This window comes from Rhodoplanes tepidamans, assembly GCF_030813915.1.
In the GTDB taxonomy this organism is placed as follows: domain Bacteria; phylum Pseudomonadota; class Alphaproteobacteria; order Rhizobiales; family Xanthobacteraceae; genus Rhodoplanes; species Rhodoplanes tepidamans.
Genome location: NZ_JAUSUJ010000020.1, coordinates 108,153 through 131,844, shown reverse-complemented (window position 1 = coordinate 131,844; position 23,692 = coordinate 108,153). Strand labels below are relative to the sequence as shown.

The following is a 23,692-nucleotide window of genomic DNA, read 5'->3' as shown; positions in this document are numbered from 1 at the left end:
ATTCCGCCGTCACCCGCGCGCAAATCCGCCTCGCGGCATGAAGTCGAGTTCTTGCCCTGCCTCTTCGCTATTCGGCCCTGCGATCGATCCGGGCTGCGCTTGCTACCACGACTCGCTGCTCGGCAAGCTGATCGTCCACGGCAAGTCGCGCGCCGAATGCCTGATGCGGCTGCGCCGCGTCATCGACGAGTTCGTGGTCGACGGCATCGAGGCCACCCTGCCCCTGTTCCGCGTCCTGGTGCGCGACAAGGACATCCTCGACGGCAGCTACCACATCCACTGGCTCGAGCAGTTTTTGGCGCGCGGCGGCATGGACGATTGAGGGGCCGGTGATCCGTAGCGCGGATGGAGCGCGCGGGCGAAGGCCCGAGCGCAGTCCGGGACCGCGGCGAGACCCGCGATCCGCTGCGCTCCTCGCGGGCTACGGGCGCCCCGGTCACCTCCCCTGCGCCGCCGTGATCAGGGCGAAGGCGGCGTCGCCGGCCGTCTCCATGTAGGTGGGATCGCGGTGCAGCAGCACGACGGCGAACGAGCCGTCGAGCAGCAGCATGACCTGGCGCGACAGCTCCGGCGCGCCGGCGATCCCGTCGGCGGCCAGCATTTCCTCCAGCCACGCCTCGACCCGCTTCTTGTGGGCGATGCCGGTCCTGATCGCCGGATGGCCCGGCAGGTCGGCATACTCGACCGAGGTGCGCAGGAAGCCGCAGCCGCGCCACTTCGGATGGCGGGCCGCGCGCGCGAGATTGCGGAAGATCGCCCGCACCCTGTCGGCGAGATCGCCGCCGGCCTCGTCGAACCAGCGACGGAACAGCGCCAGATTGGGCGCGTCGCGGGCCGCCAGATAGGCGCCGACCAGGTCGTCCTTGCTGCGGAAGTGATAGTAGAGCGTCTTCTTGGTGACCCCCGCCGCGGCGGCGATCTCGTCGAGGCTCACGGCCCGGATGCCGGCGCCGTAGAACAGCCGCGTGGCAGCGGCGAGGATCTTCCTGCGGGTCGGCTCGGCGGTGCGCGGCATGTCCGCAAAGTATACTCACCAGTGAATATACACAACGGGGCGGCGTCCCTACCCTGGGCGGCGTCGATGCGAGACGCGAGGAGAGACGCGATGCACGCCCCGTCCGGCAGTTCCCGAGATCCCGTCCGCCTCGCGGTGCGCGACGGGATCGCCACCCTGACGCTCGACCGTCCGGAGAAGCTGAACGCCCTCGACTACGCGACCATCGACCGCCTGATGACACGGCTCGACGCGATCGAGGCCGACGACGCGGTCCGCGTCGTGATCCTCACCGGCGCCGGCGAGCGCGCCTTCTCGGCCGGCGGCGACATCCGTGAGTTCTCGCGCAGCGTCGCGCGCGGACCGGACGCCGCGGTGCGCGACTTCGTCCGCCGCGGCCAGGCCATGACGGCGCGCATCGAGGCGTTTCCGAAGCCCGTGATCGTCGCCGTCAACGGCCTCGCCTTCGGGGGCGGCTGCGAGATCACCGAGGCGGCGCCGCTCGCCATCGCCAGCGACCGCGCCCTGTTCGCCAAGCCGGAGATTCTGCTCGGCATGCCGCCGACCTTCGGCGGCACGCAGCGGCTCGCGCGCCTCGCGGGGCGCAAGCGGGCGCTGGCGCTCCTCCTCACCGGCGAGCGCTTCACGGCCGAGCAGGCGCTCGCGCTCGGGCTCGTCAACGCCGTCGTGCCGCACGACACGCTGATCCCGGCGGCCGAGAATCTGGCGCGGCTGATCGCGCGCCAGTCGCCGCTCGCGGTCGCCGCGATTCTCGCCGCGGTGACGCGCGGCCTCGAGACCGGGATCGCCGAGGGCCTGCGGATCGAGAGCGACGCCTTCGCGCGCCTGGTGCCGAGCCGCGATCTCGCCGAGGGCCTCGCGGCATGGTGCGAGCGCCGCGCGCCGGCGTTCCAGGGACGCTGACCGACGGCGGGATGCCGGCGCGACGCGCGACGCCGGCGAGCGCGGCAAAGAAAATCCCGGGCCGGCGGATGGCGACACCGGCCCGGGAGTGGAGGCTTCGTCGGCGGGAGAGCTATTGCGGCGCCAGGGTCGCCAGCATGGCGCAGACGTCCTTGGGCGCGTAGGGCTTCGGCACGAAGGTCGAGCCCGGCACCGGGTCGGAGATCGCCTTCAGGGTGCCGGAGGCGTAGAGCACGGCGAGCTCCGGACGCAGCTCGCGGGCCATGCGGGCGAGCTTGGTGCCGTCGACGTCGCCGTCGATGTTGATGTCGGTGAACAGCACGTCCACCGGCGTCCCCTCCTCCAGCACCTGGAGGGCGTCGCCGGCATTGGTCGCCGTATAGACCTCGAACCCGTGCTCCACCATCGCGTCCTCGATCATCATCGAGATCAGGACCTCGTCCTCGACCAGGAGGATGCGGGGCGGTCGGTTGCGGGAACCACCGATACTCATGGCCATTCTCCAGCTCCCTCGACTCGCCCGGGGGTTCGGACGAATTGATTCAAATTCTGTTAAAAGGCTACATATCGGCAGGTTACCGAGCCGTTAACGCGCACCCGTCGGAGTCTTCACGAACCGGTGAAGCACGGTGCGCGAGTATGGGATGACGATCGCGTGGTCGCGGTTTCGCGGGTCCGGAGGCCGGGACGCGGGCAGAGAGACGCAGCGAGACGAGACGCGGTAGACCAGAACCGACCAACGAAGCCCCAATCGATTCCGAGTAGAGCGTCCCATGGCCCGTCGCGACTCCGCCTCCGTGGAGATCACCCCCGAGGTCCTGCTCAAGGCCTATGCCTGCGGCATCTTTCCGATGGCCGAGAGCGCCGAGGATCCGGCCCTCTACTGGATCGAGCCGGAGCAGCGCGGCGTCATCCCGCTCGACGCGCTGCAGGTCTCGTCGCGGCTCGCCCGCACGATTCGCTCGGAGCGCTTCACCGTGGTGGCCGACCGCGACTTCGACGCGGTCGTCGAGGGCTGCGCCGAGCCGGCGCCCGGCCGCACCCGCACCTGGATCAACACCCGCATCCGCAAGCTCTACGGGCGGCTGTTCGAGATCGGCCGCGCCCACACGGTCGAGGTCTACGACGGCGACGCGCTGGTCGGCGGCCTCTACGGGGTGAGTCTGGGCTGCGCCTTCTTCGGCGAGAGCATGTTCCACCGCGAGCGCGACGCCTCGAAGGTGGCGCTGGTGCATCTGGTGGCGCGGCTGCGCGCCGGGGGCTTCCGGCTGCTCGACACCCAGTTCGTCACCGACCACCTGCGCCGCTTCGGCGCCGTCGAGGTGTCGCGCCGCGCCTACCACAAGCTGCTCGCCGCCGCCCTGGTCGGCGAGGCCGACTTCTCGGCGCTGCCCGTCGACGTGCCGATCCCGGGCGCGCGGGTGATGGAACTGGCGCGTCCGGTCGCCGGCGCGGCCGCCGGCCGCCCGGTCCCGGGCCTGCCCGACACCGACGCCTAGCGCGATTCCCGGTGACGCCGACCTGAACTCCGCTCAGTCCCGCGGAAGCGGGACTCCAGGGGCGCCGGCATCCACCGGCCGGGCGACCGTGTGTGGCATGCCGGCAACGTCACGTTGCCGAAATGCCCGTGGCGCCCAGGTTTCCGGATTGTTCGCGTGGATCTCGGAAAAGCTGCTCGCTAGGCTTGCAGTGCAGGTGCGGCAGACCTGAGCAGTCCGGTTTCCGGAGATCGTGCCATGAGCCGGTCGGAAATCGGCGCGGTCGCCTTGGCGACCGCGTTGCTCGGTGCCGGCCTGGCCGCACCACCCGCCGCCGCGCAGCCGGCCACGACCGGGTCCGTCTCGGCCGCCGTGCTGTCCGACCTCGAGGCCGAGCGCCTGCTGCTGTTCGGCGGAACCGACATGTGGCGCGCCGGCGGCTTCCTGCACGGCGGCGTCGTGTGGGCGCCCGACGGCCTCGCCCGCGACGGGCCGGCGTTCAAGCTCATGGCGGGCACCGGCACCTACCAGTACCGGTCGGGAACGACCCCGATCCAGGCCGCGCACGGGCTCGTTTCCGTGCTGCCCGGCTGGGTGTTCCGCCGTGACCGCTTCATCGCCGTGGTGCATGGCGGCCTCGACCTCCAGTACCACTGGACGATGCCGGCCGATCCCGACAACACGCTGCGCGGCAGCCACGTCGGAATGCGGCTCGGCGTCGACACCTGGTGGGAGCCCGGGCCCGACACGATGGTGCGGACCAGCGCCACCTGGTCGTCGCTCGGCCACGGCTGGGGCCTCGGCGGCGCGATCGGGCTGCGCGTCCTCGAAACCTGGTACGGCGGCTTCTATGCCGGCCCCGAGCTGCAGGCCTACGGCGACGTCAATTACCGGCAGCTGCGCGTCGGCGCCCATCTGACGGCGCTGCGCCGCGGCCCCTACGAGTGGAGCTTCGGGCTCGGCTGGATCACCGACACGGACGACCGGTCGGGCGCCTACGTCCGGATCGGAGTCCTCTCCAAGGAATGAACGTCTCCCGCCGCCCGTCCGAAGATCGTGAGACGGGAAAGCCACTTCGGTTAAATTATACCTAAAATTAATCCAAAAGGAGGATGACTTCGGCTGCAGGCTCGCCCGCCGAGAGGTCGCCGCCTGTCGATCGGTCTCCCCACCGGTCGCGCCCCATCCAGGTTTGGTCGCCCGGCTCCGAACGCCTCGGAGCGGCCGCGGCGATCGCCCAGCCCGAGCGATCGTGTCCATGCTCTCCAGCATTCGCATATTGCCGAAGATTCTCAGCGTCGCAGCCTTGCTGGCCGTGGTAGCCGGCATGAGCGCCTGGTGGGGTGCCACCAAGACCATCGAGGTCGGTGACGCGTATTCCCGCGTCCTCGACCAGGAGGCTATCGCCTGGGTCTCCATCGCCCGTGCACATCGCGCCATCTACAGCTACGAGATGAACCTCTATCGGCTGATCGCCGAGCAGGACGACGCCGAGATGCGCGCCGTCGTTCCCGAGCTGGAGAAGAGCTTCAGCCAGGGAATGGAACTCCTGAGCCTCGCCAAGGCGAAGGATCAACGTTACGCCAGCCGTATCGAGGACAACGAACGTCGGCTCCGTGAGGTGAACGACGCTGCCAAGCCCGTGGTCAAGTTGGCGCTCGAGAACAGCACCGACAAGGCGACCAGCATGATGCGCACATCGGTCGACCCCAAGATCCGTGATCTCCTGAGCCGCAACGGCGAGGTCGGAGATGCCATCGATCGCGAGATCAAGGACGAAGCGAAGAGGCTCGTGGCTTCCAGCCACTCTTCGGCCCGCTCGAACTACACGATCTTCGCCATCGGCGGCACGATCGGCATGGCGCTCGCCTTCCTGCTCGCCCGCTTCGGCATCGCGGCGCCGATCATCCGGCTGACCGCCGGCATGCGCGAGCTCGCCGCCGGCAATTTCGACGTCGTGCTGGCGGGCGTCGGCCGCAAGGACGAGGTCGGCCAGATCGCCGACGCGGTCGAGGAGTTCAAGCTGAAGGCCGCCGAGAAGGCGCAGCGGGAGGCCGCCGAGAAGGCGGACGAGGACGCCCGCCTCGCCGCCCGCCGGCGCACCGAGATGATCGGGCTGGCCGACGGCTTCGAGCGCGCGGTGGGCGACATCGTCAAGACGGTGTCGGCCGCCTCGACCGAGCTCGAGGCCGCCGCCGGCAGCCTGACCCGCACGGCCGAGACGACCCAGCAGCTCTCCGGTTCCGCCGCGGCCGCGTCCGAGCAGGCGACCTCCAACGTGCAGTCGGTCGCCTCCGCGACCAACCAGATGTCGTCATCGGTCGCCGAGATCGGCCGCCAGGTCCAGGAGGCGACCCGCATCGCCGGCGAGGCGGTGCGGCAGGCCGAGAAGACCGACGGCCGCATCGGCGAGTTGTCGCAGGCGGCGAACCGCATCGGCGACGTCGTCAAGCTGATCACGGCGATCGCCGAGCAGACCAATCTGCTCGCCCTCAACGCGACGATCGAGGCGGCCCGGGCCGGCGAGGCCGGCAAGGGCTTCGCGGTCGTCGCCCAGGAGGTCAAGGCGCTCGCCGCCCAGACCGGCAAGGCGACCGGCGACATCTCGGCCCAGATCGCCGAGATGCAGGGGGCGACCCAGGACTCGGTCGTCGCCATCAAGGAGATCGGCGGCACCATCGGCCGGATCGCCGAGATCTCGTCCGCCATCGCGGCCGCCGTCGAGGAGCAGGGTGCGGCGACGCACGAGATCGCCCGCAACGTCCAGCAGGCGGCGGCGGGCGCCACCCAGGTGACGTCCAACATCAGCGAGGTCGCACGCGGTGCCGGCGAGGCCGGCTCGGCGTCGGCCCAGGTGCTGTCCTCGGCGCGCGAGCTGTCGTCGGAAAGCAATCGGCTGCGCACCGAGGTCGATCGCTTCCTCGCCGGCGTCCGCGCCGCGTGAGCCCGCTGATGGCGCTCTCCGGCGGTCAGCCCCCGATGGCGCGGCGAGCCGCACGCCGTGGCGGCACCGCCGCGGCGGTCGCGCCGGCGATTCTGCGCGTCCATCGCAGCCACCTGTCGGAGGCGCAGGCGCTGCTCGGTGCGTGGAGCGGGGCGATGTCGGATTGCCGCGACGCGCTCGGCGCGGTCGAGGCCCGCCTCGCCGCGATCGAGGCGGAGATCGGGGCCGTGAAGGCGGGCGCCGTCGCGGCGCTCGGCCGGCTGCCGGGGAACGACCGGGAGCCGCGCTGACCTTCGCGGCAGCCCCGCGTGACGACGAAGGCGGAGCTTCGGCTCCGCCTTTTTTGTTCGTCAGGACACGACCGCGTCGGTCCCTGCCCCGGCCGGCGGCATCGCCGGCGGCCGCCGCGGGAACAGCAGGCGCTGGTACAGCAGCCCGATGCCGACCAGCACCAGCCCGAGGCCGATGAAGGACAGCGCCCGGAAGATGCCGGTGAGCCCGGCCAGGTCGTAGAGGAACACCTTGCCGACCGTCAGCGTCACCACGGCGGCCGAGGCGAGCCGCGCCGGCTGCGAGCGCAGCAGGATGCCGGCCACCAGCAGCACGACGCCGAAGCCGAGCCACGCGGCCGAATAGGTGTACTGCTCGAGGTCGGTGGTCGGCCCGACGGTCAGCACCGTGCCGTGATAGACGCGTCGGATCTCGAGGCTGAGCCAGAGCATCGACAGGCCGACGGCCGCCGTCGCGGCGACGCCTCGATACGCCATCGGCCGCGTGTGGCGGGCGACCAGCGCCAGCACGGCGGCGAGCACGGCGGGCAGGCCGTAGCCGAGCAGGATCAGGTTGACGAGCGGCCCGCCGACGGCCTCGCCGGTGACGAGCGGGTTCGCCACGACCACCAGGCCCGCCAGGATCCCGACGAGCGCCAGCCCGGCCATCACCAGCCCGCCGATGTCGTGGGCGATCGAGCGGGTGCGCAGCCGCAGCCGCTCGAGCCCGATCGCCAGCGCCAGCCACGCCGCGATCTGCAGGCCGGCCTCGGCGAGCGGCCCGCCGCGCGTGCCGTAGAGGTCGCCTCCCTGGACGTAGTGCCGGATCTCGAGCGAGACGAGCAGCACCGTGAACAGGATGGCGAGCACGTCGACGGTGCGGGCCGCGGCGTCGTCGGCGCGCTTGCGCAACAGATGCCCGGCGGTCCAGAACGCCGCGGCCGGCACGCCGTAGCCCCACAGCAGCCAGTTGAGCACCGGCGTGGTGCCGAGCACCTCGCCGACGATGCGCGGCTCCCAGCCGATGCGGGCGAGCACCACGAGCGCCATGGCGGCGGCGAGCCGGCGCAGCGCCGGCAGCGGCCGCTGCCGCTCGACGACCGCGATGCCGGCGACCGTGAGGGCGAGCGCGACCGTGAGCCATCCCTTGTCGAGCGCCATGGTGAGGGCGAGCGCCAGCGCGCCGACGCTGCCGACCGCGAAGATCGCCTGGCCCGCGGCGAGCCCCGGCCGCATCGGCCGGCGCACCAGCGTCTCGGTCGCGACGGCGTAGAGCGCGGCGAGCAGCAGCGCGAGGCCGGCGAACGGGATCGAGCGATCGAAGCCGGCGATCCGCCAGTAGAGCGCGATCAGCACCGCGAGCGGCGTCGCGATGGCGCACCATGCCCACACCTGCGGGACGACGGGCCGCTCGCTGCGGCCCTGCGCGAAGAAGCCGGCGAGGCCGAACAGCGCCGCACAGCCGAAGCCGGCGAGGAGATGCAGCGTGAAGGAGGCGCGCACCGGCTCCGGCACGGCGCCAGCGACCGGCCCGGCCGGCGCGATCAGGCTGTCGAGCCGCGCCTCGGTCGCCCACTCGGCCATCACCAGCACGGCCACCGCGGCCGCGACCGGGACGGCGCCGAGCGCCGCGGGGCTTCGCCACGCGGCGCCGACCGTGGCGGCGACCAGCAGCGTGAAGCCCCCGAGCGCCACCGAGTCGTGGCCGCTCGCCATCGTGAGCAGGCCGGCCGGCACCAGCCAGGCGGCGAGCGCGATCGACGAGATCTCGTCCACCGTGTCGGGCTCGGCGTCGGGTCCGAACAGGAGGCCGGCGACGATCATGGCGGCGGCGAGCGCGAACCCGGCGACGACGTACAGCGTGTGCGGCAGCGCCGTGCCGACCGCCGCCTCGGCGATGCCGGGCAGCGTCCACAGCGTCGCGAAGCAGACCGCGGTGAGCGCCAGCCAGCGCCACAGCCGCGCCCGCGCCAGGGCGAAGGCCGCCGCCGTGACGACGGTCAGGTAGAGATACAGCGCCCAGAAGCTCGGCTCCTCCGACGAGACCAGCAGCGGCGTCACATAGGCGCCGACGAGGCCGAGCCCGGCGAGCGCCGGCCCGTGCAGCAGCGCCGCCGCGAGCGTCGCCAGCGCGACGATGCCGAGCAACAGGAACGCGACGGGCGGCGCCAGGAAGCCGTACAGCGCATAGGCGGCGTAGACGGTGGCGTAGGCGACCGTGGTGCCGGCCGCGGTGAGGATGCTCGGCACGTGCGCGCTCGGCACCGCGACGGCGCCGAGCCGGATCTCGTTGCGCCGCGTCCACTCGCCGGCGGCGACCAGCGCGGCGGCGAGCAGCGCGCCGAGCGCGACCCGCACGCCCGGTCCGAGGAGACCCTGCTCGATCGAGTAGCGGACCAGAAAGATGCCGCCGAGCGCCAGCGCGACGCCGCCGACCCAGACCACCCACTGGGTGCCGAAGCGTTCCTCGAAGCTGCGCTCCGGCGCCGACGCAGGCGCGGCCGGCGCCGTGGCAGCCGAGCCGGCCGGCGGCACCGACGACGGCACGGCCGGCGCGGCGGCGGTCCCGCCGATCGGAATCGGAACGGGCTCCGGCGCGGGCTCCGCCGTCGGAGCGGCGTCCGCCCCCTGAGACGGGGTGTCGGACGGAGCCGGCTCGGCCTCCGGCCGCCAGGCGTCGCGGCGAACCGCGGCCGCATCGGACGGCGGCGCGGCGGCGTCGCGCCGGGACGCCTCGCGCAGCGCGGCGACCTCGTGCTCGAGCCCGACCAGCCGCGCCTTCAGCGCGGCGATGCGCCGGCGCTCGCCCCAGGCCAGGATGATCGCCGCGACGGCGGCCAGCAGCGCCAGCATCTCCATGCAGACCTCTCGTCCGTCCCGGCGGTCGTCCGAAACGTGAAATCCTATCGTGAAAGCGTTTGCGGCCGGTGAACCGGCCGGCTTGCGGGCGGCGCCCTCGCGGGGCCGCATTCCTCGGCGATCGCTCGGGCATGTCGCGCGCCGACTTCCGTCTCGTCACCGACTGGGATGTTCCCGCCCCGCCCGAGCGCGTGTGGGACGAGCTGATGCGGCCCGCCGACTGGCCGGCCTGGTGGCCGTCGATCGTCCGCGCCGACGTGATCGACCCTGGCGAAGCGAGCGGCGTCGGCTCGCGCATCCGCTTCGAGTGGAAGACGGCCCTGCCCTTCCGGCTCGCCTTCGAGATCCTCACGACCCGGGTCGAGCCGCCGGCGCTGATCGAGGGCCGCGCCTCCGGAACGCTGACCGGCATCGGCCGCTGGCGCCTCGCCCCGTCGCGCGGCGGCAGCCGGATCACCTACGACTGGACCGTGACGGTCGCCGCGCCCGGAATGCGCTTGGTCGCGCCGCTCGCCCGGCGGGCCTTCGTGTGGAACCACGACACAGTGATGCGCCAGGGCCGCGAAGGCCTGGTGCGGCGCCTCGCCCGCCGCTGAGCCGGCGACCGTCGGCCTCATCCGCCGGCCCGCCGCGGCCACCGCAGGCAGTCCGGAGCCGGGCTGGTCCAGGCGGCCTCGATGCCGGCGACCCGGGCGGCGCCGGCGCGCCGCGCGGCCGCGAGCTCGGTCCAGGCGAGCCCGCCCAGCACCAGGACGAGGCCGGCGGCGGCATAGGCGAGACGTTCGAGCCGAGACATCGGGCGGGTTCCGGTGCGGTGGTGTCCTGTTGGTGCACGGCCGCGGCGCGGCGTTCGATCGCCGTGCCGGTGGCGCTGATGGGCCGGCTGCGGTGGTTAGCGCCGCCTTGCCGCATCGCCCCGATCCCGGCTTTGTTGACGTGGCGCATGGCGCCGCGGGGCGGCGGGTGCAGCCTTCTCGGGTCGGGCCGCACCGCGGCCCCGGGTCCTCGCACCAAGGAGGATCGCATGACCGTCCGCTCGCTTCCCCCGCTGCCCGCCGGCCCTGGCCGGACACTCGCGATCGCGCTCGCCGTGGTGTTCCTCGCCTGCCTGATCCTCGGGCTGATGCTGCCGATGCGCGGCGCGCACGGCATCGCGGCGGCGCCGGCCGCGCTCGCATCCACGGCCGCGTGACGCTGGCCGCTGCCGGTCAGAACCCCGGAAACAGCGAGCGCAGGATGCGCCGGCGCGGCCGGGCGGCGGCGGGCGCGTCCGCGCCGTGACGGACCGCGAAGCAGCCACGCATGCGGATGATGCTCCAGATCAGCGGATTCCAGCCGAACCAGGAGCGCTCCACCTCGCCGGCGAGCATGTCGGGCCGCACCTCGGGCGGCGCCCCGAACACCTCCGGCATGGCGCGCGAGAGCTCGGGATCGGCGAGGATGCTCCATTTGGAATCGCCGCCCATCAGGGGCGAGCGGAGCCCGTAGACGACGCGGCCGATGCGCGATTCCCTGATCGCGAAGGAGCACATCGCGCAGGGCTCGACGGTCGTGTAGAGCGTGCAGCCGGAGAGGCTGCGCCGGCCGAGCGCGCGGCGCGCCTTCGCCATCGCGACGATCTCGGCGTGGCGGGTGACGTCCTGGTCCCGGCGCACCGCGTTGGTCGCCTCGGCGATCACCTCGTCGTCGCGGCAGATCACGCAGGCGAACGGCAGCTCGCGCCGGCCTCCGCCGGCGCCGAGCGCGATGGCCCGCCGCATCATCCGTTCGTCGATCGCGTCGAATCCGGCCGCACCCATGCCCATCCCCCATCCGGGGGATACAGCGGGACGCGGCTCGTCGACAAGCCGAGGATCGCGCCGGAACGCCCGATCCTCGTGCGGCCGGGACGCCCGGCGGCCGCCTAGCGGTAGCCGGCGGCCTGGAAGACGGCGCGGCAGTCCGGGCTCAGCCGGCTGACCCGGGCCGCCAGGCAGGCCGTGATCGCCTTCACGTTGGGGATCTCGCCGGCGCACAGACGGAACACGTCCGGCCGGCAGGCGCGCTGCTGCGCCGGTGTGCCGCGATACTCGCCCTGGGCGCTCGCCACCGTCGCGGTGCCGACCGTCCCGAGCACCAGTCCCACCGCAATCCATCGGATCCGTTTCGCCATCGTGGTCCTCCCGGCCGTGGTCCTCCCGGCCTCTTGGGTCGCAGACCGCCCGGCCCCCCGCTCCCGGCGGTCCGATCGCGATTGGTGCCGGGACCGCGGCGGACGGTTCGACGTGTCGTGCCTCCGCCGACGCGGCTAATACATCCGGACCGTGCAGATCGGCGCGACCTCCCGCCGCTGGACAGATACGACGTTCGTCTATAAGTGGAAGCCCTGATCAGGACGGGACGGCGGCTGCCGCGACGCGACGTCGAACCCCTCCGGCGCAAGGACGCTCCAAGTCGCGGGCGAAACGCCGGCCGGCACGACGGCCGCACCCCGCGACGGACGTCCGCAGGAAAAACCAGGAGGAGACAGCCGACATGACCACCGAGGTCGAGACCATCGCCCGCCGCGCCACGATGCATCACTGGTGCCCGGAAGCCGACACCCGCGACAGCATCCTGGCGCGCCGCAATGCGCTCGCCGGTCTGTGGGCCGGCCGCCTCATGCAGATGCGCGACGACACGCTCTCCATCTACGCCGCCGAGGTGCACGCCTCCGGCACCATGAGCGGCAGCGAGGCGATCGTGCAGAAGCTCTGGTACGACCTCAACCGCGCCGGCGTGCCGATCTCGCGCGACGCCGTGATGTCGAAGATGGGCGAGCTGCACCGCGACGCCATGGGCCAGCTCAGCGGCACCGACTGAGCGCGGAGGCGCCGCCCTCGCGGCCCCGCGGCGGCACACCGTCTTGCGCCGCCGGGGCCGGCCTGCTTCGATCCGACGACGGCCGTCGACGGCGCGCGCGTGCGACCGTGACGGCCCGCAGGAGTCCCGCCGTGCCGATCGACCGCCGTACGCTTCTCGCTTCCCTTCTCGTCGCGGCCGCCGCGCCGGCCGGGGCGCGCGCCGCGGAGCGATCGCGCGCCAACGCGTGGGTGCACGCCTTCGCGCGGCCGGACGGCGACGTGATCAGATTGAGCGGATATGCCGGCAAGCCGATCCTGATCGTCAACACCGCGTCGCTGTGCGGATACACGCCGCAATATGCCGGGCTCGAGACGCTGTGGACGCGCTATCGCGAGCGCGGCCTGCTGGTGATCGGCGTACCGTCCGACGACTTCGGCCGACAGGAGCCCGGCGACGCCGCGAGCATCGACCATACGGCGCACCGCTACGGCGTGACGTTCCCGATCGCGGCGAAGACGTCGGTGCGCGGCGCGAACGCGCATCCGTTCTATCGCTGGGCCGCGCTGGAGCGTCCGCTCGACACGCCGCGCTGGAACTTCCACAAGTATCTGATCGATCGCGACGGCCGGATCGCCGCCGCCTTCGCGTCGGCGGTCGAGCCGCTGGACGCGCGGCTCGTCGGCGGCGTCGAGACGATGCTGATCACGTGATGTTTCACGACGTGAGACCCGGCCGACGCCCCGCACCGTGCGCGCGCGACGGCCGCTGCCGATGCTGCACCGCGGTCGCGCCGCAGACCGAACATCGCAACAAGAAATTCACCGCGCGATTCGTGACGTCTTGACAAAACCCCGCATCGGCGCGACCATTCGACTATCAGCTTCGAGGTGGTTCTGGTCGATCCACTGATCCGATGAACCGGTCGAAGCGGGTGATGAGCCGGGATGCTGGCGCGCTGTTTCCCAGCACGTGAGCACCGGCGCCGAGAGCAGGAGGTGAAATGCCACCGGGCTCGCAAAGCCGCGACGATCACCTGTGATCTTCGTTGGGATTTCGGTGTAGCGGCTCAAACCACAACGGATCAGGCCGGAAGCGGTCCCCTAGGGCCGCATCAGTGAGGCAAGGCCCACACAGACCGCTTCCGCCTGTCGCTACGTCTTCGATTGTCTTGCCGTGATCGTCCGAACGCTCCTGCCCTCGCAGCGAGCGTTTTTTGTTGTGATCAGATCGATCGGATCGCCGCGCGAGCGCGAGTCGACTCCGACGTGATCAGATCATCCACGGGATCGGATCCGATCCCGGTCGGTGCAGGCCTCTGATCAGACGGCGACCCTCGATCCGATCCCGATCGAGTCACGAGCCTGGTCGCGTCACGCGCCGGAGACGATCCGCACAGGTGCCATGCCAGCCTTCTTCAGCCGCGGCCCGCGTCCTCCACCATGGCCGGGCTCGTCCCGGTCGGCGCCGAGACGGACTGGGATGTCATGGGAACCGGACCTGTATGCGGGCGGCCGGGCGGGCCGGCACCCGTGCGACTGTTCGATCGACGAGCGGAACGGAGACGCCCGAGCCGGGATTACGGCCACGCAGGGCCGGGAATCCAACGAGCGGTCTCCGTCAGCTCGTCACTATGCCAGTGACAGCCGACAGATACAGGAATCCAGCTCCGAACTCGGCATTCTGGGCTGGATTCCGGGTCCGACGCTCCGCGTCGTCCCGAAATGACGAATTATGCAAAGCCCTCGCCGTCGCGGAGCATGGCCGACGAGAGGCTCCCGACCCGAAACGACACGTGTCGGATCGCGACCCCGGCCCCGAGGCCGATGACGCCGGCGGCCCTGCCGGTCGGGCCTCGCCCGGGGCCGCGCGGCGGTGCCTCTGCGCGTCCTGGTTAGCGGCCGCGGCGCCACGCCGACCACGGCGCGCGAAGCGGCTGCGGACCGGGCGCGAGAAGAGTGTCCACAGTCGCCGGCGCGCTCGACAGACCCCCGGGTTCCGTCCTATTCGTGGCGTGCATCGATCGCGCCGCGGGCACGCCTCGTGCATCACCGAACGCGATCCATCGCCGCCCGCGTCGCAACCGGCCAAGAGGGCCCGAGCCGTCATGAAATCGATCCTCGTCCCCACCGAGCCCAACGATGCCATGTGGTCGACCCTCTCGACCGCGCTCACCGCGGCCAAGACCTTCGGCAGCCGGCTGGAGGGATTCGCGGTGCGGGTCTCGGTGCCGACCGTGGTCGCCATGGACGTCGCCCCGTCCGCCTCGCTCGCCTTCTTCGAGGAGGAGAACGCCGAGGCGGCCCGCCAGTCGCGCGACCTGTTCGAGAAGTTCATGACCGACCAGGCGGTGCCGGCGGCACCGGCCGGCGGCCCGCGCCTGCCGCAGACCGCGCCGAGCTGGGCGTGGCTCGACGACGCGCCGGAAGGGGACAATTTCGTCGGCCATTACGGCCGCATCTTCGACCTGATCGTGATGGGCCGGCCGAGCACCGATCCGCAGGGACCGCACATGAGCACGTTCGAGGCAGGCCTGTTCGAGAGCGGCCGCCCGATCCTGCTCGCCCCGCCCAAGCCGTCGCCGACGGTCGGCCGCCACGTGCTGATCGCCTGGAACTGCTCGACCGAGCAGGCCCGCGCAACCGCCTTCGCGATGCCGTTCCTGGGCCGGGCCGATCAGGTGACGATCCTGACGGTCGAAGGCGCCGTGGTCCCCGGCCCGTCGGCCGAGCAACTCGCCGCCAACCTCGCCCTGCACGGCATCAAGACCAGCCTGGTGACCACCAAGGGCGGCGACAACCGCACCGCCGGCCCGACCATCCTGGACCACGCCCAGCGGCTCGGCTGCGACCTCATCGTCAAGGGCGCCTACACCCAGAGCCGCCTGCGCCAGATGATCTTCGGTGGCACCACCCGGCACATCCTCACCTATGCCGAAGTGCCGGTGCTGACCGCGCACTGAGATCCGCCCCGGGGCGCGATCGGGCGGCGTCCGGCCGCCGGCGCAGCCGTGCCGGTGCGACCCTGACGACTCGAGCGTGACGACCCGGCCGTGCCGGCGCGCATGCGCGGCACCGGCATGTGTCTGCCGACGCGCATCCGACATCGCGCGAAACCAAACGCCTCGCTTTCTCCCCACCATCGCCCACGCGGCGCCCGACCGGTCGCCGAAAGCCGACGGACCGCCCGGCCACCGGCGAGGCGGGCCGCAGGGCACACGGGTCGCGTGCATCGACTCGGCCGATACCATTTCGCGGGGCTTGCGGTTAGGATGGTTCGAAACACGACGCGTGTCGCCGCGACTGCCGGCCGGGACCCCGTGCGCGGCCGCATCGATCACGCGCAGTATCCGTGGGGCGAGGGGTTCGGCCGGTCATGTCGTACAAGCTCGGGAACGGACATGGCGTGTCCGGGTCGCGGGGCGTCCGCCCTGCGGCGGTGCGCTGCCGGCTGCGGTCGGAACGGGCCGGAGAGGGCGCGGGTTGGGCATGACGGCAGAGCGTGTCTGCGTCTACACGGCCCTGACCGGTGACTACGAGCGACTGAACGAGCAGCCGGTCGCGGCCCGCTCGTCCATTCCGTTCGTCTGCATCACCGACGATCCGGAGCTGACCAGCACGACCTGGCAGGTGCGGCGCGCAGCCCCGACGTTCGGTCTCGATCCGGTGCGCAGCCAGCGCGAATGGAAGATGCTCCCGCACGTCCATCTGCCGGAGTTCGACGCCTCGCTCTACATCGACAACACGGTGCTGCTGCGCGAGCCGCCGGAGCGCCTGCTCGAGCGTCTTCCGGAGAGCGGTCTCGCGATGGCGCCGCACAGCTTCCGGGCCTCGGTGGAGGACGAGTTCGTCGCGGTGATGAAGCACGGGCTCGACGAGACCGACCGGGTGCTGGAGCAGCTCCACCATCTGGCGATCGAGGCGCCCGAGTTACTCCAGGAGGCGCCGTGGTGGACCGGCCTGATGATCCGCGATCATCGACGGCCGGCCGTGCAGGCCGCGATGGAGACGTGGCGGGCGCATATGCTGCGCTACTCCCGACGCGATCAGCTCTCGATCAACCTCGCGCTGCACCGCGCCGGCCTGACGCCCGACGCCCTGCCGTTCGACAACAACGAATCCGAGTTCCACGTCTGGCCGCACCGGCCGGCCGGCTGGCCGGCCCGCCGCCAGGTGCCGCGGCGGGCGACCGCGCTGACGCCGCTGCTCGTCCGCCTCGGCGAGCTGGAGGCGCAGGTGCGCCAGCGCGAGTCCGTCGCGGATTCGCCGGCTTGGCTGCTCGCCGAGGATCTCTCGCGCTACGCCGACCGGCATCCCGGCCGCCGCCTGCGGCTCCTCCTGCGAGCCGTCAAGCTGATCCGCCGCTGGGCACCGTGGCGCGACGCCGCCCGTCGGCCGTCACGGCCGTGAGCGGACCGGGCATGCTGCGACACCGCATCGATCTGCTCGGCCCTGACGTCGGGGTCACCCGCGAGGCGCCGGCGGGTGGCAACCGCCGCATGCGCTGGCGCTTCGATCTGGACGCCGCGGCGATGTGGATCGCCGGCTGGCACCGGGTCAAGATCATCGGCCGCGACGCCTGCATCGAGCGCGTCCGCGTCGAGACGTTCGATGCCGCCGGCGACCTTCTCGGCGCCCACAACACCGTCGTCGGCCCGCACGACTTCCGGGCCTATGTCCATGTCGGCCCGGCGGTCCGGCGGCTCGTGCTGGAGGTCGAGCTGCACGACGACGCGACCGAGATCGTCTCGGCGACGCTGCGCCCGATCCACCCGCTCGAGATCCTGTGGAAGGCGCTGTGGGCCGGAGATCTCCTCGACATCCGCGGCCTCGGCGGGGTACTGCGCCCGGCGGAGCCGCTGGTCGTCAGCCTGACCTTTCCGGTCGCGGGCCGCCGCGGCGATCCGTACCCGTGGTGGATCGAGCACCGCGAGCCGGAGGTCGTCGAGGCGGCGCGGCGCGGGCTCGCCGCCACGACGGCCGAGCGCCCCGGCATCGCCGTTCTGCTCACGGTGTGCGACCCCGCCCCCGACCTCCTCGCCCGGACGCTCGAGTCGGTGCAGCGCCAGACCGCCCCGGGCTGGACGCTCTGCATCGCCGACGACGCCTCGCGGGATCCCGCCGTGCGCGCCATGCTCGACGCCGCCGCCACGCAGCCCGGCGTGCGGCTGACCCGGCACGACGAGCGGCGCGGCACCGCGGCGGCCACCGATGCGGCCTTCGCACTCGCCGACGCCCCTTTCGTCACCTGCCTGGACCACGACGATCTGCTGGCGCCCACGGCGATCGAGATCGCCGCCGGCACGCTCGCCCGTTTCCCCGCGACCCGCCTGCTCTACTCCGACCAGGACAAGGTGGATGCGGCCGGACGGCGCTTCGACCCGTTCTTCAAGCCGGGCTTCTCGCCGGAACTGCTGCGGGGCTGCAACTACCTCAACCACATGACCGTGCTCGCGTCAGATCCGGTGCGCGCGGTCGGCGGCTGGCGCGACGGCTTCGACGGAGCGCAGGACCACGATCTCGTGCTGCGCGTGGTCGAGCGGATCGCGCCGGCGGCGATCCATCACGTGCCGCTGGTGCTGTACCACTGGCGCGCCGTGCCCGGCTCGGTCGCCTTCGACCCGCAGGCGAAGCCCGACGCCGCGGACTCCGGGCGGCGGGCCGTCGCCGAGCACCTCGCCCGCCTCGGGCTCGCCGCCGAGGTCTCGCTGGTGCCGGGCGCCGGATACCGGGTGCGCCACCTCCTGCCCGACCCGCCGCCGCGCGTCTCCGTGGTGGTGCCGTTCCGCGACCGCGCCGACCTGCTGCACGGCTGCATGGAGTCGCTGCTCGAACGGACTTGCTATCCGGACCTCGAGGTCGTGCTCGTCGACAACGGCTCCACCTCCCCCGAGGCGCTGCGGCTGGTCGATCATTACCGCGGGCGGCCCGCGGTCCGGGTCGTCGCCGCCCCGGGGCCGTTCAACTACTCGGCACTCAACAACCGCGGCGTCACGGCGGCGAGCGGCACCGTGCTGTGCTTCCTCAACAACGACACGTCGGCGATCACGCCGGACTGGCTCGCCGACATGGTCGGCTACGCGCTGCAGGACGGCGTCGGCTGCGTCGGCGCCAAGCTCCTGTACCCGAACGACACCGTGCAACACGGCGGCGTCGTGCTCGGGCTGTCCGGCGTCGCCGACCATGTCTTCGTCAACGCCCCCGCGGACGCGCACGGCTATTTCGGCCGGCTGCGGCTCGCCTCGAACTACTCGGCTGTGACCGGGGCCTGCATGGTGATGCGCCGTGCCGTGTTCGAGGAGGTCGGCGGCTTCGACGAGACCGAGCTGCCCGTCTCGTTCAACGACGTCGACCTCTGCCTGCGGGTCGGCGCGCGCGGCTACCGCAACGTCGTCACGCCGTTCGCCACGCTGTACCACTTCGAGTCGGCGTCGCGCGGCTCCGACCGGCGCCCGGACCGCCTCGCCCGCGCGGCCCGCGAGGTCGCGGCGCTGAAGCGCCGCCACGGCCCCCTGCTCGACGCCGATCCCTGCTACTCGCCCCACCTGTCGCGGACCACGGCGGACTTCTCCATCGAGTTCGACGAGACGGTGCGGCGCCGGTCGTGGTGGCGATCCGTCACCGCCAGCGCCGGTGCAGCCACAGCCACTGCTCCGGATGCTCGCGCACCCAGTCCTCGATCATCCCGGTGACCTGCTGCATGGTGGCGTCGACGTCGATCCTGCCCTCGGCGTCGCGCGGCGTCGCGAGCGGTCCGACGAGCTCGAAGCGGAAGCGCTCGTCCGCGAGACGGACGACGCGGGCCCCGTAGATCGGACAGTCGAACAGCCGGGCGAAGCGCGCCAGCATCGGGTTCGCCTTGCAGGGGCGCCCGAAGAACGTGACGTCGATGCCGCGTGCATAGTGCTGGTCGACCAGCATGCCGACGAAGCGGTCCTGCCGCAACGCCTCGCGGATGCGCAGCGGCGTGTCGGGGCCGGCCGCGATCACGGTCATGCCGCCGGCCTCGCGGGCCCGGATCATCTCGGCGACGAAGGGCCCGATGCGGGGCGCCCGGAACACCACCGAAATCTGCCGGCCGATGGTCTTGGCGCCGAGCGGCACGATCTCCCAGTTGGCGAGATGGCCGGTGAAGAACAGCACCGGGCCGGCGGTGTCGCGCAGCCGCATCAGCGCGGCGTGCGAGGCCGGGTCGACCTCGATCCGGCCGCCCGGACGCGGGTCGCGCCAGTCGTAGTCCCAGATCGCGTCGAGATGGGCGTACTCGACGAACAGCCGGCCGAAATTGTCCCACATGCCCGCGAGCGTCCGCTCGCGCTCCGCCGCGCCCATCTCCGGGAACACCATGGCGAGCTGCTCGCCGGCGACCCGGTGCCCCTTCAGGTGCGGCCCGATCCGCCGCAGCAGCCAGCCGGCGGCGGCCGCGGTGCGGCCGAGATCGAAGCGGCCGAGCAGCCGCAGGACCCCGACCCCGGCGACACCGACGGCGGTCTCCAGCCGGGCGAGCAGGCTCCGGTGCTCGCGGTGCGGCAGGCCGGGCCGGGCCGCGGTCAGCCGCTCGGTGAGCGCGTGGACGAAGGGCAGATAGTCGGCCGAGCGGTCCTCGACCGCGAACAGGCCGGTGCGGTGGGCGGCACCGATCTTCACCCGGCCGCCGCGCCGATAGAGCACACAGGCCCAGTACGAGGCCGACGAGCCCGGAATCCGCTCCTGGTGGATCTTGATCGCCGTCACGTCGGCGAAGGCGAGCCGGCCCGGCCGACCGCGATCGTCCCAGGCGAGGCCCTCGGGCACCAGGCGGAAGGTCTTCTCGGACGTGAAGGGATGCGCGCGGTACGCGTAGGTCCGGTCGGTCATGCAGGTCGGTCGGTAACACGCCGCGCGCGGCGCCGGAACATCGGCGGCGGCGGCGCCCCCTTCTACGGTGCCGGCCCCGGCTCCGCCAGCGCCTCGGCGAGCAGGCGGCGGCAGGCCTCGAGCTCGCCCAGCACGACCTCCAGCCGGGCACGGTCGGCGATGGACAGCCGGGGCGGTGCGACCGGCGCAGCCGGCGCCACCGGCGCCGCCGCGGCCCGCGCCAGCGGCGCCGTCTCGCCCGGCGGGACGGCCTCGCGCTCCGGGGCCGGCGCGCGGTCCGCCGGACCGTCGGCGGGCGAATCGCGCAGCGCCGCCATCACGGCTGGCGAAGCCACCGCCGCAACCGCGGCCGGGACGGGAGCCGGACCGGCGGGCGCCATGGCGAGCGGACGCGGCGGGCCCTGGACCGGCCGGAAGGACGGCTCGCGACGGCCATAGGGATCGGTGTCGAGATCGGGTTCGGGCTCGGGCGCCGCGGCGTCCTCCGGGGCGGCCGGAGCCTCGGCCTCCTCGGCGTCCGGCACGGCCGACCCGGCCGGCTCCTCGCCCTCGTGGTCGGCGGCGTCGAGCTCGGGCCCGCGTTCCGGCTGCGGGGCGCCCTCCTGCCAGACGGTCTGGACGAAGCGGCCGCCCTGCTCGCGCAGGATGCGCTGCACGCCGCGGATCGTGTAGCCCTCGCCGTAGAGGAGATGGCGGATGCCGCGCAGCAGGTCGACGTCGTCGGGCCGGTAGTAGCGGCGGCCGCCGCCGCGCTTCATCGGCCGGACCTGCGGGAAACGGCTCTCCCAGAACCGCAGCACGTGCTGCGGCAGCTCCAGCTCCTCGGCAACCTCGCTGATGGTGCGGAACGCTTCCGGCGCCTTGTTCACGGCCGTTCCCTCCGCCCCGGGCCGGCGGTCACGAGCCGTCGACGCCGTCCGCGTTGATGCGCTGCTTGAGAATGGCGGACGGCTTGAACACCATCACGCGCCTGGGCGAGATCGGCACTTCCTTGCCGGTCTTCGGGTTGCGGCCGATTCGCTGGCCCTTCTTGCGGACCACGAAGGAACCGAACGAGGAGAGCTTCACGGTCTCGCCTCGCTCCAGGCAATCCGTGATCTCCTTGAGGACCAGCTCGACCAGAGCGGCCGATTCGGTGCGAGAAAGTCCCAACCTTTGATAAACGGCCTCGCAGAGGTCCGCCCGAGTTACTGTCTTCGCGCTCATGTGGCCCCAGCGCCTACCCATAGACTTTTATATGTCACTGAATTTACAACGATATGAGCTTCGGGCCCCGGGGTCAACGGGGGCCGTGCGGCGCGACAGAAGATTTGAATGCACCTTCGTCCGATCCGGCCCGCCGCACCCGGCGCGTGTGCCGGACGTCGGACGGACTCGCAGGGGGCCCGACTCGCAGGACGACGGAACCGGAGGAAATCGGACGAAATCGATGGTGCGGCGCCGGTCGGGCCGGACCGCCCGAGGCCGACCACCCGGCAGGTGAGCCGCGGGCCTACCAGCGGATCAGCGCGGCGCCCCAGGTGAAGCCGCCGCCCATCGCCTCGATCATGACGAGGTCGCCCGGCTTGATGCGGCCGTCCGCGACCGCGGTATCGAGGGCGAGCGGGATCGACGCCGCCGAGGTGTTGCCGTGGCGCGCCACCGTCGAGATCACCTTCTCGGACGGCACGCCGAGCTTGTGGGCGCAGCCGTCGATGATGCGCTGGTTGGCCTGGTGCGGCACGAACCAGTCGATCTCCGCGGCGGTCGTGCCGGTGGCGTCGAGCACGTCGGTGATCGCCCCGGTCATCATGCCGACGGCGTGGCGGAACACCTCCTTGCCCTCCATCCGCAGATAGCCGGCCGTGCCGGTCGTCGACGGCCCGCCGTCGACATAGAGCTTGTCCTTGTAGCGTCCGTCGGAGCGCAGCTTGGCGCCGAGCACGCCCCGGTCCGCCTTGGTGCCGGACTGCGGCTGCGCCTCCAGCACGACCGCGCCGGCGCCGTCGCCGAAGATCACGCAGGTGGTGCGGTCCTTCCAGTCGAGGATGCGCGAGAACGTCTCCGAGCCGATCACCAGGGCGCGCTTGAAGTCGCCGGCGCGCAGCATCGAGTCGGCGGTCGAGAGCGCGAACACGAAGCCGGAGCACACCGCCTGCAGGTCGAAGGCGGCGCCCGACGTGATGCCGAGCTTGGCCTGGACCGCGACGGCGCTCGCCGGGAAGGTGTTGTCGGGCGTCGCGGTGGCGAGCACGATCAGGTCGATGTCCTGCGGCGCCAGCCCGGCGGCGGCGAGCGCACCTTGCGCGGCGTGCACCGCCATGTCGGAGGTGTACTCGCCGGCGGCGGCGATGTGGCGCTCGCGAATGCCGGTGCGCTGGACGATCCACTCGTCGCTGGTGTCGACCATGCCGGCGAGTTCGTGATTGGTGAGCGTCCGGGCGGGAAGATAGCTGCCGCAGCCACGGACGACCGAACGGGTGATGCTCACGACGCTACCTCTCCGGCCGCCGCCGGGGCGGCCGACTGCCCGAGGGTCCGGCCGATCTTCGCCAGGAGCTCGTAGCGGGCCATGTCGTAGCCGAGGTCGACGGCCGCCGCGAACCCTTCCGCGTCGGTACCGCCGTGGCTCTTGATCACCACGCCGTTGAGTCCGAGGAAGACACCGCCGTTGACCTTGCGCGGGTCCATTTTGTCCTTGAGGGTCTTGAAGGCCTGCCGCGCGAACAGATAGCCGATCTTGGCTGCGAGGGTCCGGCTCATCGCGCTCTTCAGATACGAGGCGAGCTGTTTAGCCGTCCCTTCGGCGGTCTTCAAGGCGATGTTGCCGGTGAAGCCTTCCGTCACCACCACGTCGACCGTGCCGGCGCCGATGTCGTCGCCCTCGACGAATCCCTTGAAGTCCATGTGGCCGCAGGCGGTGCCGCGGAGCACCTGGCTGGCCGCGCGAATCTCCTCCAGCCCCTTGACCTCCTCGACCCCGACATTGAGCAGGCCGACGGTCGGCCGCTCGAGGTCGAACACGACGCTCGCCATGGCGCTGCCCATGATGGCGAGCTGCACCAGGTGCTGGACGTCGGCCCCGATCGAGGCGCCGACGTCGAGAACGATCGATTCGCCGCGCAGCGTCGGCCACAGGCAGGCGATGGCGGGTCGCGACACGCCCGGCATCATGCGCAGGTGGAACTTCGCCATCGCCATCAGGGCGCCGGTGTTGCCGGCCGAGACGGCGACGTCGGCCTCGCCCTTCTTCACCGCGTCGATGGCGAGCCACATGGACGAGCGCCAGCGCCCGTGGCGGAGCGCCTGGCTCGGCTTCTCGTCCATCTTGATCGCGACGTCGGTGTGGACGACCCGCGACGCGGCCCGAAGGGCCGGCCGGTTCGCCAGCAACGGGCCGATCACGGCCTCGTCGCCGACCAGGATGAAGCTGGTGTCGGGGTGCCGGGTCAGGGACAGGTCGGCGCCGGCGAGGACCACCGCGGCCCCGTGGTCCCCTCCCATGGCGTCGAGCGCAATTCGAACCTTGTGAGACATGAACCGACGTTGGCGGACGGCGCGCAACCGCA

General features: G+C 72.1%; 23 protein-coding genes and 1 pseudogene. 13 read left to right on the top strand and 11 right to left on the bottom strand.

Annotated features, from left to right (window positions below):
* Nucleotides 1–322, top strand: a pseudogene (locus J2S22_RS22110) (hypothetical protein); the annotation flags it as partial.
* A gap of 114 nt (nt 323–436) precedes the next feature.
* Here J2S22_RS22110 and J2S22_RS22105 read toward each other — a convergent pair.
* Nucleotides 437–1,015: a TetR/AcrR family transcriptional regulator gene (locus J2S22_RS22105; protein ID WP_272780843.1), complete on the bottom strand. Its 579-nt coding sequence runs from the start codon at nt 1,013–1,015 to the stop codon at nt 437–439.
* 90 nt (nt 1,016–1,105) lie between these two features.
* Here J2S22_RS22105 and J2S22_RS22100 point away from each other — a divergent pair, with 90 nt between their 5' ends.
* On the top strand, nt 1,106–1,918 hold the full coding sequence (locus J2S22_RS22100) for a crotonase/enoyl-CoA hydratase family protein (RefSeq protein WP_272780842.1): 813 nt from the start codon (nt 1,106–1,108) through the stop codon (nt 1,916–1,918).
* Between the two features lie 112 nt (nt 1,919–2,030).
* On the opposite strand, the gene J2S22_RS22095 is transcribed toward J2S22_RS22100, so the two are convergent.
* Nucleotides 2,031–2,411 (bottom strand): response regulator, encoded by a 381-nt coding sequence (locus J2S22_RS22095; protein ID WP_272780841.1) that lies wholly within the window; start codon nt 2,409–2,411, stop codon nt 2,031–2,033.
* 280 nt (nt 2,412–2,691) lie between these two features.
* On the opposite strand from J2S22_RS22095, the gene aat reads away from it, so the two are divergent.
* From aat to J2S22_RS22075, 4 genes are all read left to right on the top strand, one after another.
* Nucleotides 2,692–3,417 (top strand): leucyl/phenylalanyl-tRNA--protein transferase, encoded by a 726-nt coding sequence (aat, locus tag J2S22_RS22090; protein ID WP_272780840.1) that lies wholly within the window; start codon nt 2,692–2,694, stop codon nt 3,415–3,417.
* 237 nt (nt 3,418–3,654) lie between these two features.
* Nucleotides 3,655–4,425: a cellulose biosynthesis protein BcsS gene (gene bcsS / locus J2S22_RS22085; protein ID WP_272780839.1), complete on the top strand. Its 771-nt coding sequence runs from the start codon at nt 3,655–3,657 to the stop codon at nt 4,423–4,425.
* 229 nt (nt 4,426–4,654) lie between these two features.
* A complete protein-coding gene (locus tag J2S22_RS22080) occupies nt 4,655–6,340 on the top strand; it encodes a methyl-accepting chemotaxis protein (RefSeq protein ID WP_272780838.1) in 1,686 nt (561 codons plus the stop codon).
* A gap of 35 nt (nt 6,341–6,375) precedes the next feature.
* A complete protein-coding gene (locus J2S22_RS22075) occupies nt 6,376–6,630 on the top strand; it encodes a hypothetical protein (RefSeq protein WP_272780837.1) in 255 nt (84 codons plus the stop codon).
* A gap of 60 nt (nt 6,631–6,690) precedes the next feature.
* On the opposite strand, the gene J2S22_RS22070 is transcribed toward J2S22_RS22075, so the two are convergent.
* Nucleotides 6,691–9,468, bottom strand: coding sequence for a DUF2339 domain-containing protein (locus J2S22_RS22070; RefSeq protein ID WP_272840570.1), 2,778 nt, complete (start codon nt 9,466–9,468; stop codon nt 6,691–6,693).
* Between the two features lie 131 nt (nt 9,469–9,599).
* Here J2S22_RS22070 and J2S22_RS22065 point away from each other — a divergent pair, with 131 nt between their 5' ends.
* Nucleotides 9,600–10,064: an SRPBCC family protein gene (locus tag J2S22_RS22065; RefSeq protein ID WP_272779654.1), complete on the top strand. Its 465-nt coding sequence runs from the start codon at nt 9,600–9,602 to the stop codon at nt 10,062–10,064.
* 17 nt (nt 10,065–10,081) lie between these two features.
* Here the strand turns inward: J2S22_RS22065 and J2S22_RS22060 are convergent, their stop codons facing one another.
* Nucleotides 10,082–10,264 carry a hypothetical protein gene (locus J2S22_RS22060; protein ID WP_272779655.1) on the bottom strand — a complete coding sequence of 61 codons (183 nt, stop codon included), beginning with the start codon at nt 10,262–10,264 and terminating at the stop codon, nt 10,082–10,084.
* A 228-nt stretch (nt 10,265–10,492) separates the two neighbouring features.
* Here J2S22_RS22060 and J2S22_RS22055 point away from each other — a divergent pair, with 228 nt between their 5' ends.
* Nucleotides 10,493–10,660 (top strand): hypothetical protein, encoded by a 168-nt coding sequence (locus J2S22_RS22055; RefSeq protein WP_272779656.1) that lies wholly within the window; start codon nt 10,493–10,495, stop codon nt 10,658–10,660.
* 16 nt (nt 10,661–10,676) lie between these two features.
* On the opposite strand, the gene J2S22_RS22050 is transcribed toward J2S22_RS22055, so the two are convergent.
* Both J2S22_RS22050 and J2S22_RS22045 read right to left on the bottom strand, forming a co-directional pair.
* Nucleotides 10,677–11,267: a nucleoside deaminase gene (locus tag J2S22_RS22050; protein ID WP_272779657.1), complete on the bottom strand. Its 591-nt coding sequence runs from the start codon at nt 11,265–11,267 to the stop codon at nt 10,677–10,679.
* Nucleotides 11,268–11,371: 104 nt separating this feature from the next.
* Nucleotides 11,372–11,620 carry a hypothetical protein gene (locus tag J2S22_RS22045; RefSeq protein WP_272779658.1) on the bottom strand — a complete coding sequence of 83 codons (249 nt, stop codon included), beginning with the start codon at nt 11,618–11,620 and terminating at the stop codon, nt 11,372–11,374.
* A 362-nt stretch (nt 11,621–11,982) separates the two neighbouring features.
* Between J2S22_RS22045 and J2S22_RS22040 the strand changes: the two genes are divergently transcribed.
* The 5 genes from J2S22_RS22040 to J2S22_RS22020 all read left to right on the top strand — a co-directional run bounded on the left by J2S22_RS22040 (nt 11,983) and on the right by J2S22_RS22020 (nt 18,979).
* On the top strand, nt 11,983–12,309 hold the full coding sequence (locus J2S22_RS22040) for an ATPase inhibitor subunit zeta (RefSeq protein WP_272779659.1): 327 nt from the start codon (nt 11,983–11,985) through the stop codon (nt 12,307–12,309).
* 131 nt (nt 12,310–12,440) lie between these two features.
* Nucleotides 12,441–13,001 (top strand): glutathione peroxidase, encoded by a 561-nt coding sequence (locus J2S22_RS22035; protein ID WP_272779660.1) that lies wholly within the window; start codon nt 12,441–12,443, stop codon nt 12,999–13,001.
* A gap of 1,394 nt (nt 13,002–14,395) precedes the next feature.
* Nucleotides 14,396–15,250 (top strand): universal stress protein, encoded by an 855-nt coding sequence (locus J2S22_RS22030; RefSeq protein WP_272779661.1) that lies wholly within the window; start codon nt 14,396–14,398, stop codon nt 15,248–15,250.
* Between the two features lie 526 nt (nt 15,251–15,776).
* Entirely contained in the window at nt 15,777–16,697 is a 921-nt protein-coding gene (locus tag J2S22_RS22025) for a hypothetical protein (RefSeq protein WP_272779662.1), read from the top strand.
* Nucleotides 16,698–16,708: 11 nt separating this feature from the next.
* A complete protein-coding gene (locus tag J2S22_RS22020) occupies nt 16,709–18,979 on the top strand; it encodes a glycosyltransferase family 2 protein (protein WP_272779663.1) in 2,271 nt (756 codons plus the stop codon).
* On the opposite strand, the gene J2S22_RS22015 is transcribed toward J2S22_RS22020, so the two are convergent.
* From J2S22_RS22015 to plsX, 5 genes are all read right to left on the bottom strand, one after another.
* Nucleotides 18,906–20,144, bottom strand: a complete 1,239-nt coding sequence (locus J2S22_RS22015) for a lipid A biosynthesis lauroyl acyltransferase (RefSeq protein ID WP_272779664.1) — start codon at nt 20,142–20,144, stop codon at nt 18,906–18,908. The two genes, J2S22_RS22020 and J2S22_RS22015, sit on opposite strands and share 74 nt — an antisense overlap.
* Before the next feature lie 62 nt (nt 20,145–20,206).
* Entirely contained in the window at nt 20,207–21,013 is an 807-nt protein-coding gene (locus J2S22_RS22010; protein WP_272779665.1) for a MerR family transcriptional regulator, read from the bottom strand.
* Between the two features lie 28 nt (nt 21,014–21,041).
* Complete coding sequence (locus J2S22_RS22005; protein WP_272779666.1) at nt 21,042–21,350, bottom strand: integration host factor subunit alpha; 309 nt, start codon at nt 21,348–21,350, stop codon at nt 21,042–21,044.
* 286 nt (nt 21,351–21,636) lie between these two features.
* Nucleotides 21,637–22,614: a beta-ketoacyl-ACP synthase III gene (locus J2S22_RS22000; RefSeq protein ID WP_272779667.1), complete on the bottom strand. Its 978-nt coding sequence runs from the start codon at nt 22,612–22,614 to the stop codon at nt 21,637–21,639.
* Nucleotides 22,611–23,660, bottom strand: a complete 1,050-nt coding sequence (gene plsX / locus J2S22_RS21995; RefSeq protein ID WP_272779668.1) for a phosphate acyltransferase PlsX — start codon at nt 23,658–23,660, stop codon at nt 22,611–22,613. Before plsX ends, J2S22_RS22000 begins: the two co-directional genes overlap by 4 nt.
* Between the last annotated feature and the right edge of the window lie 32 nt (nt 23,661–23,692).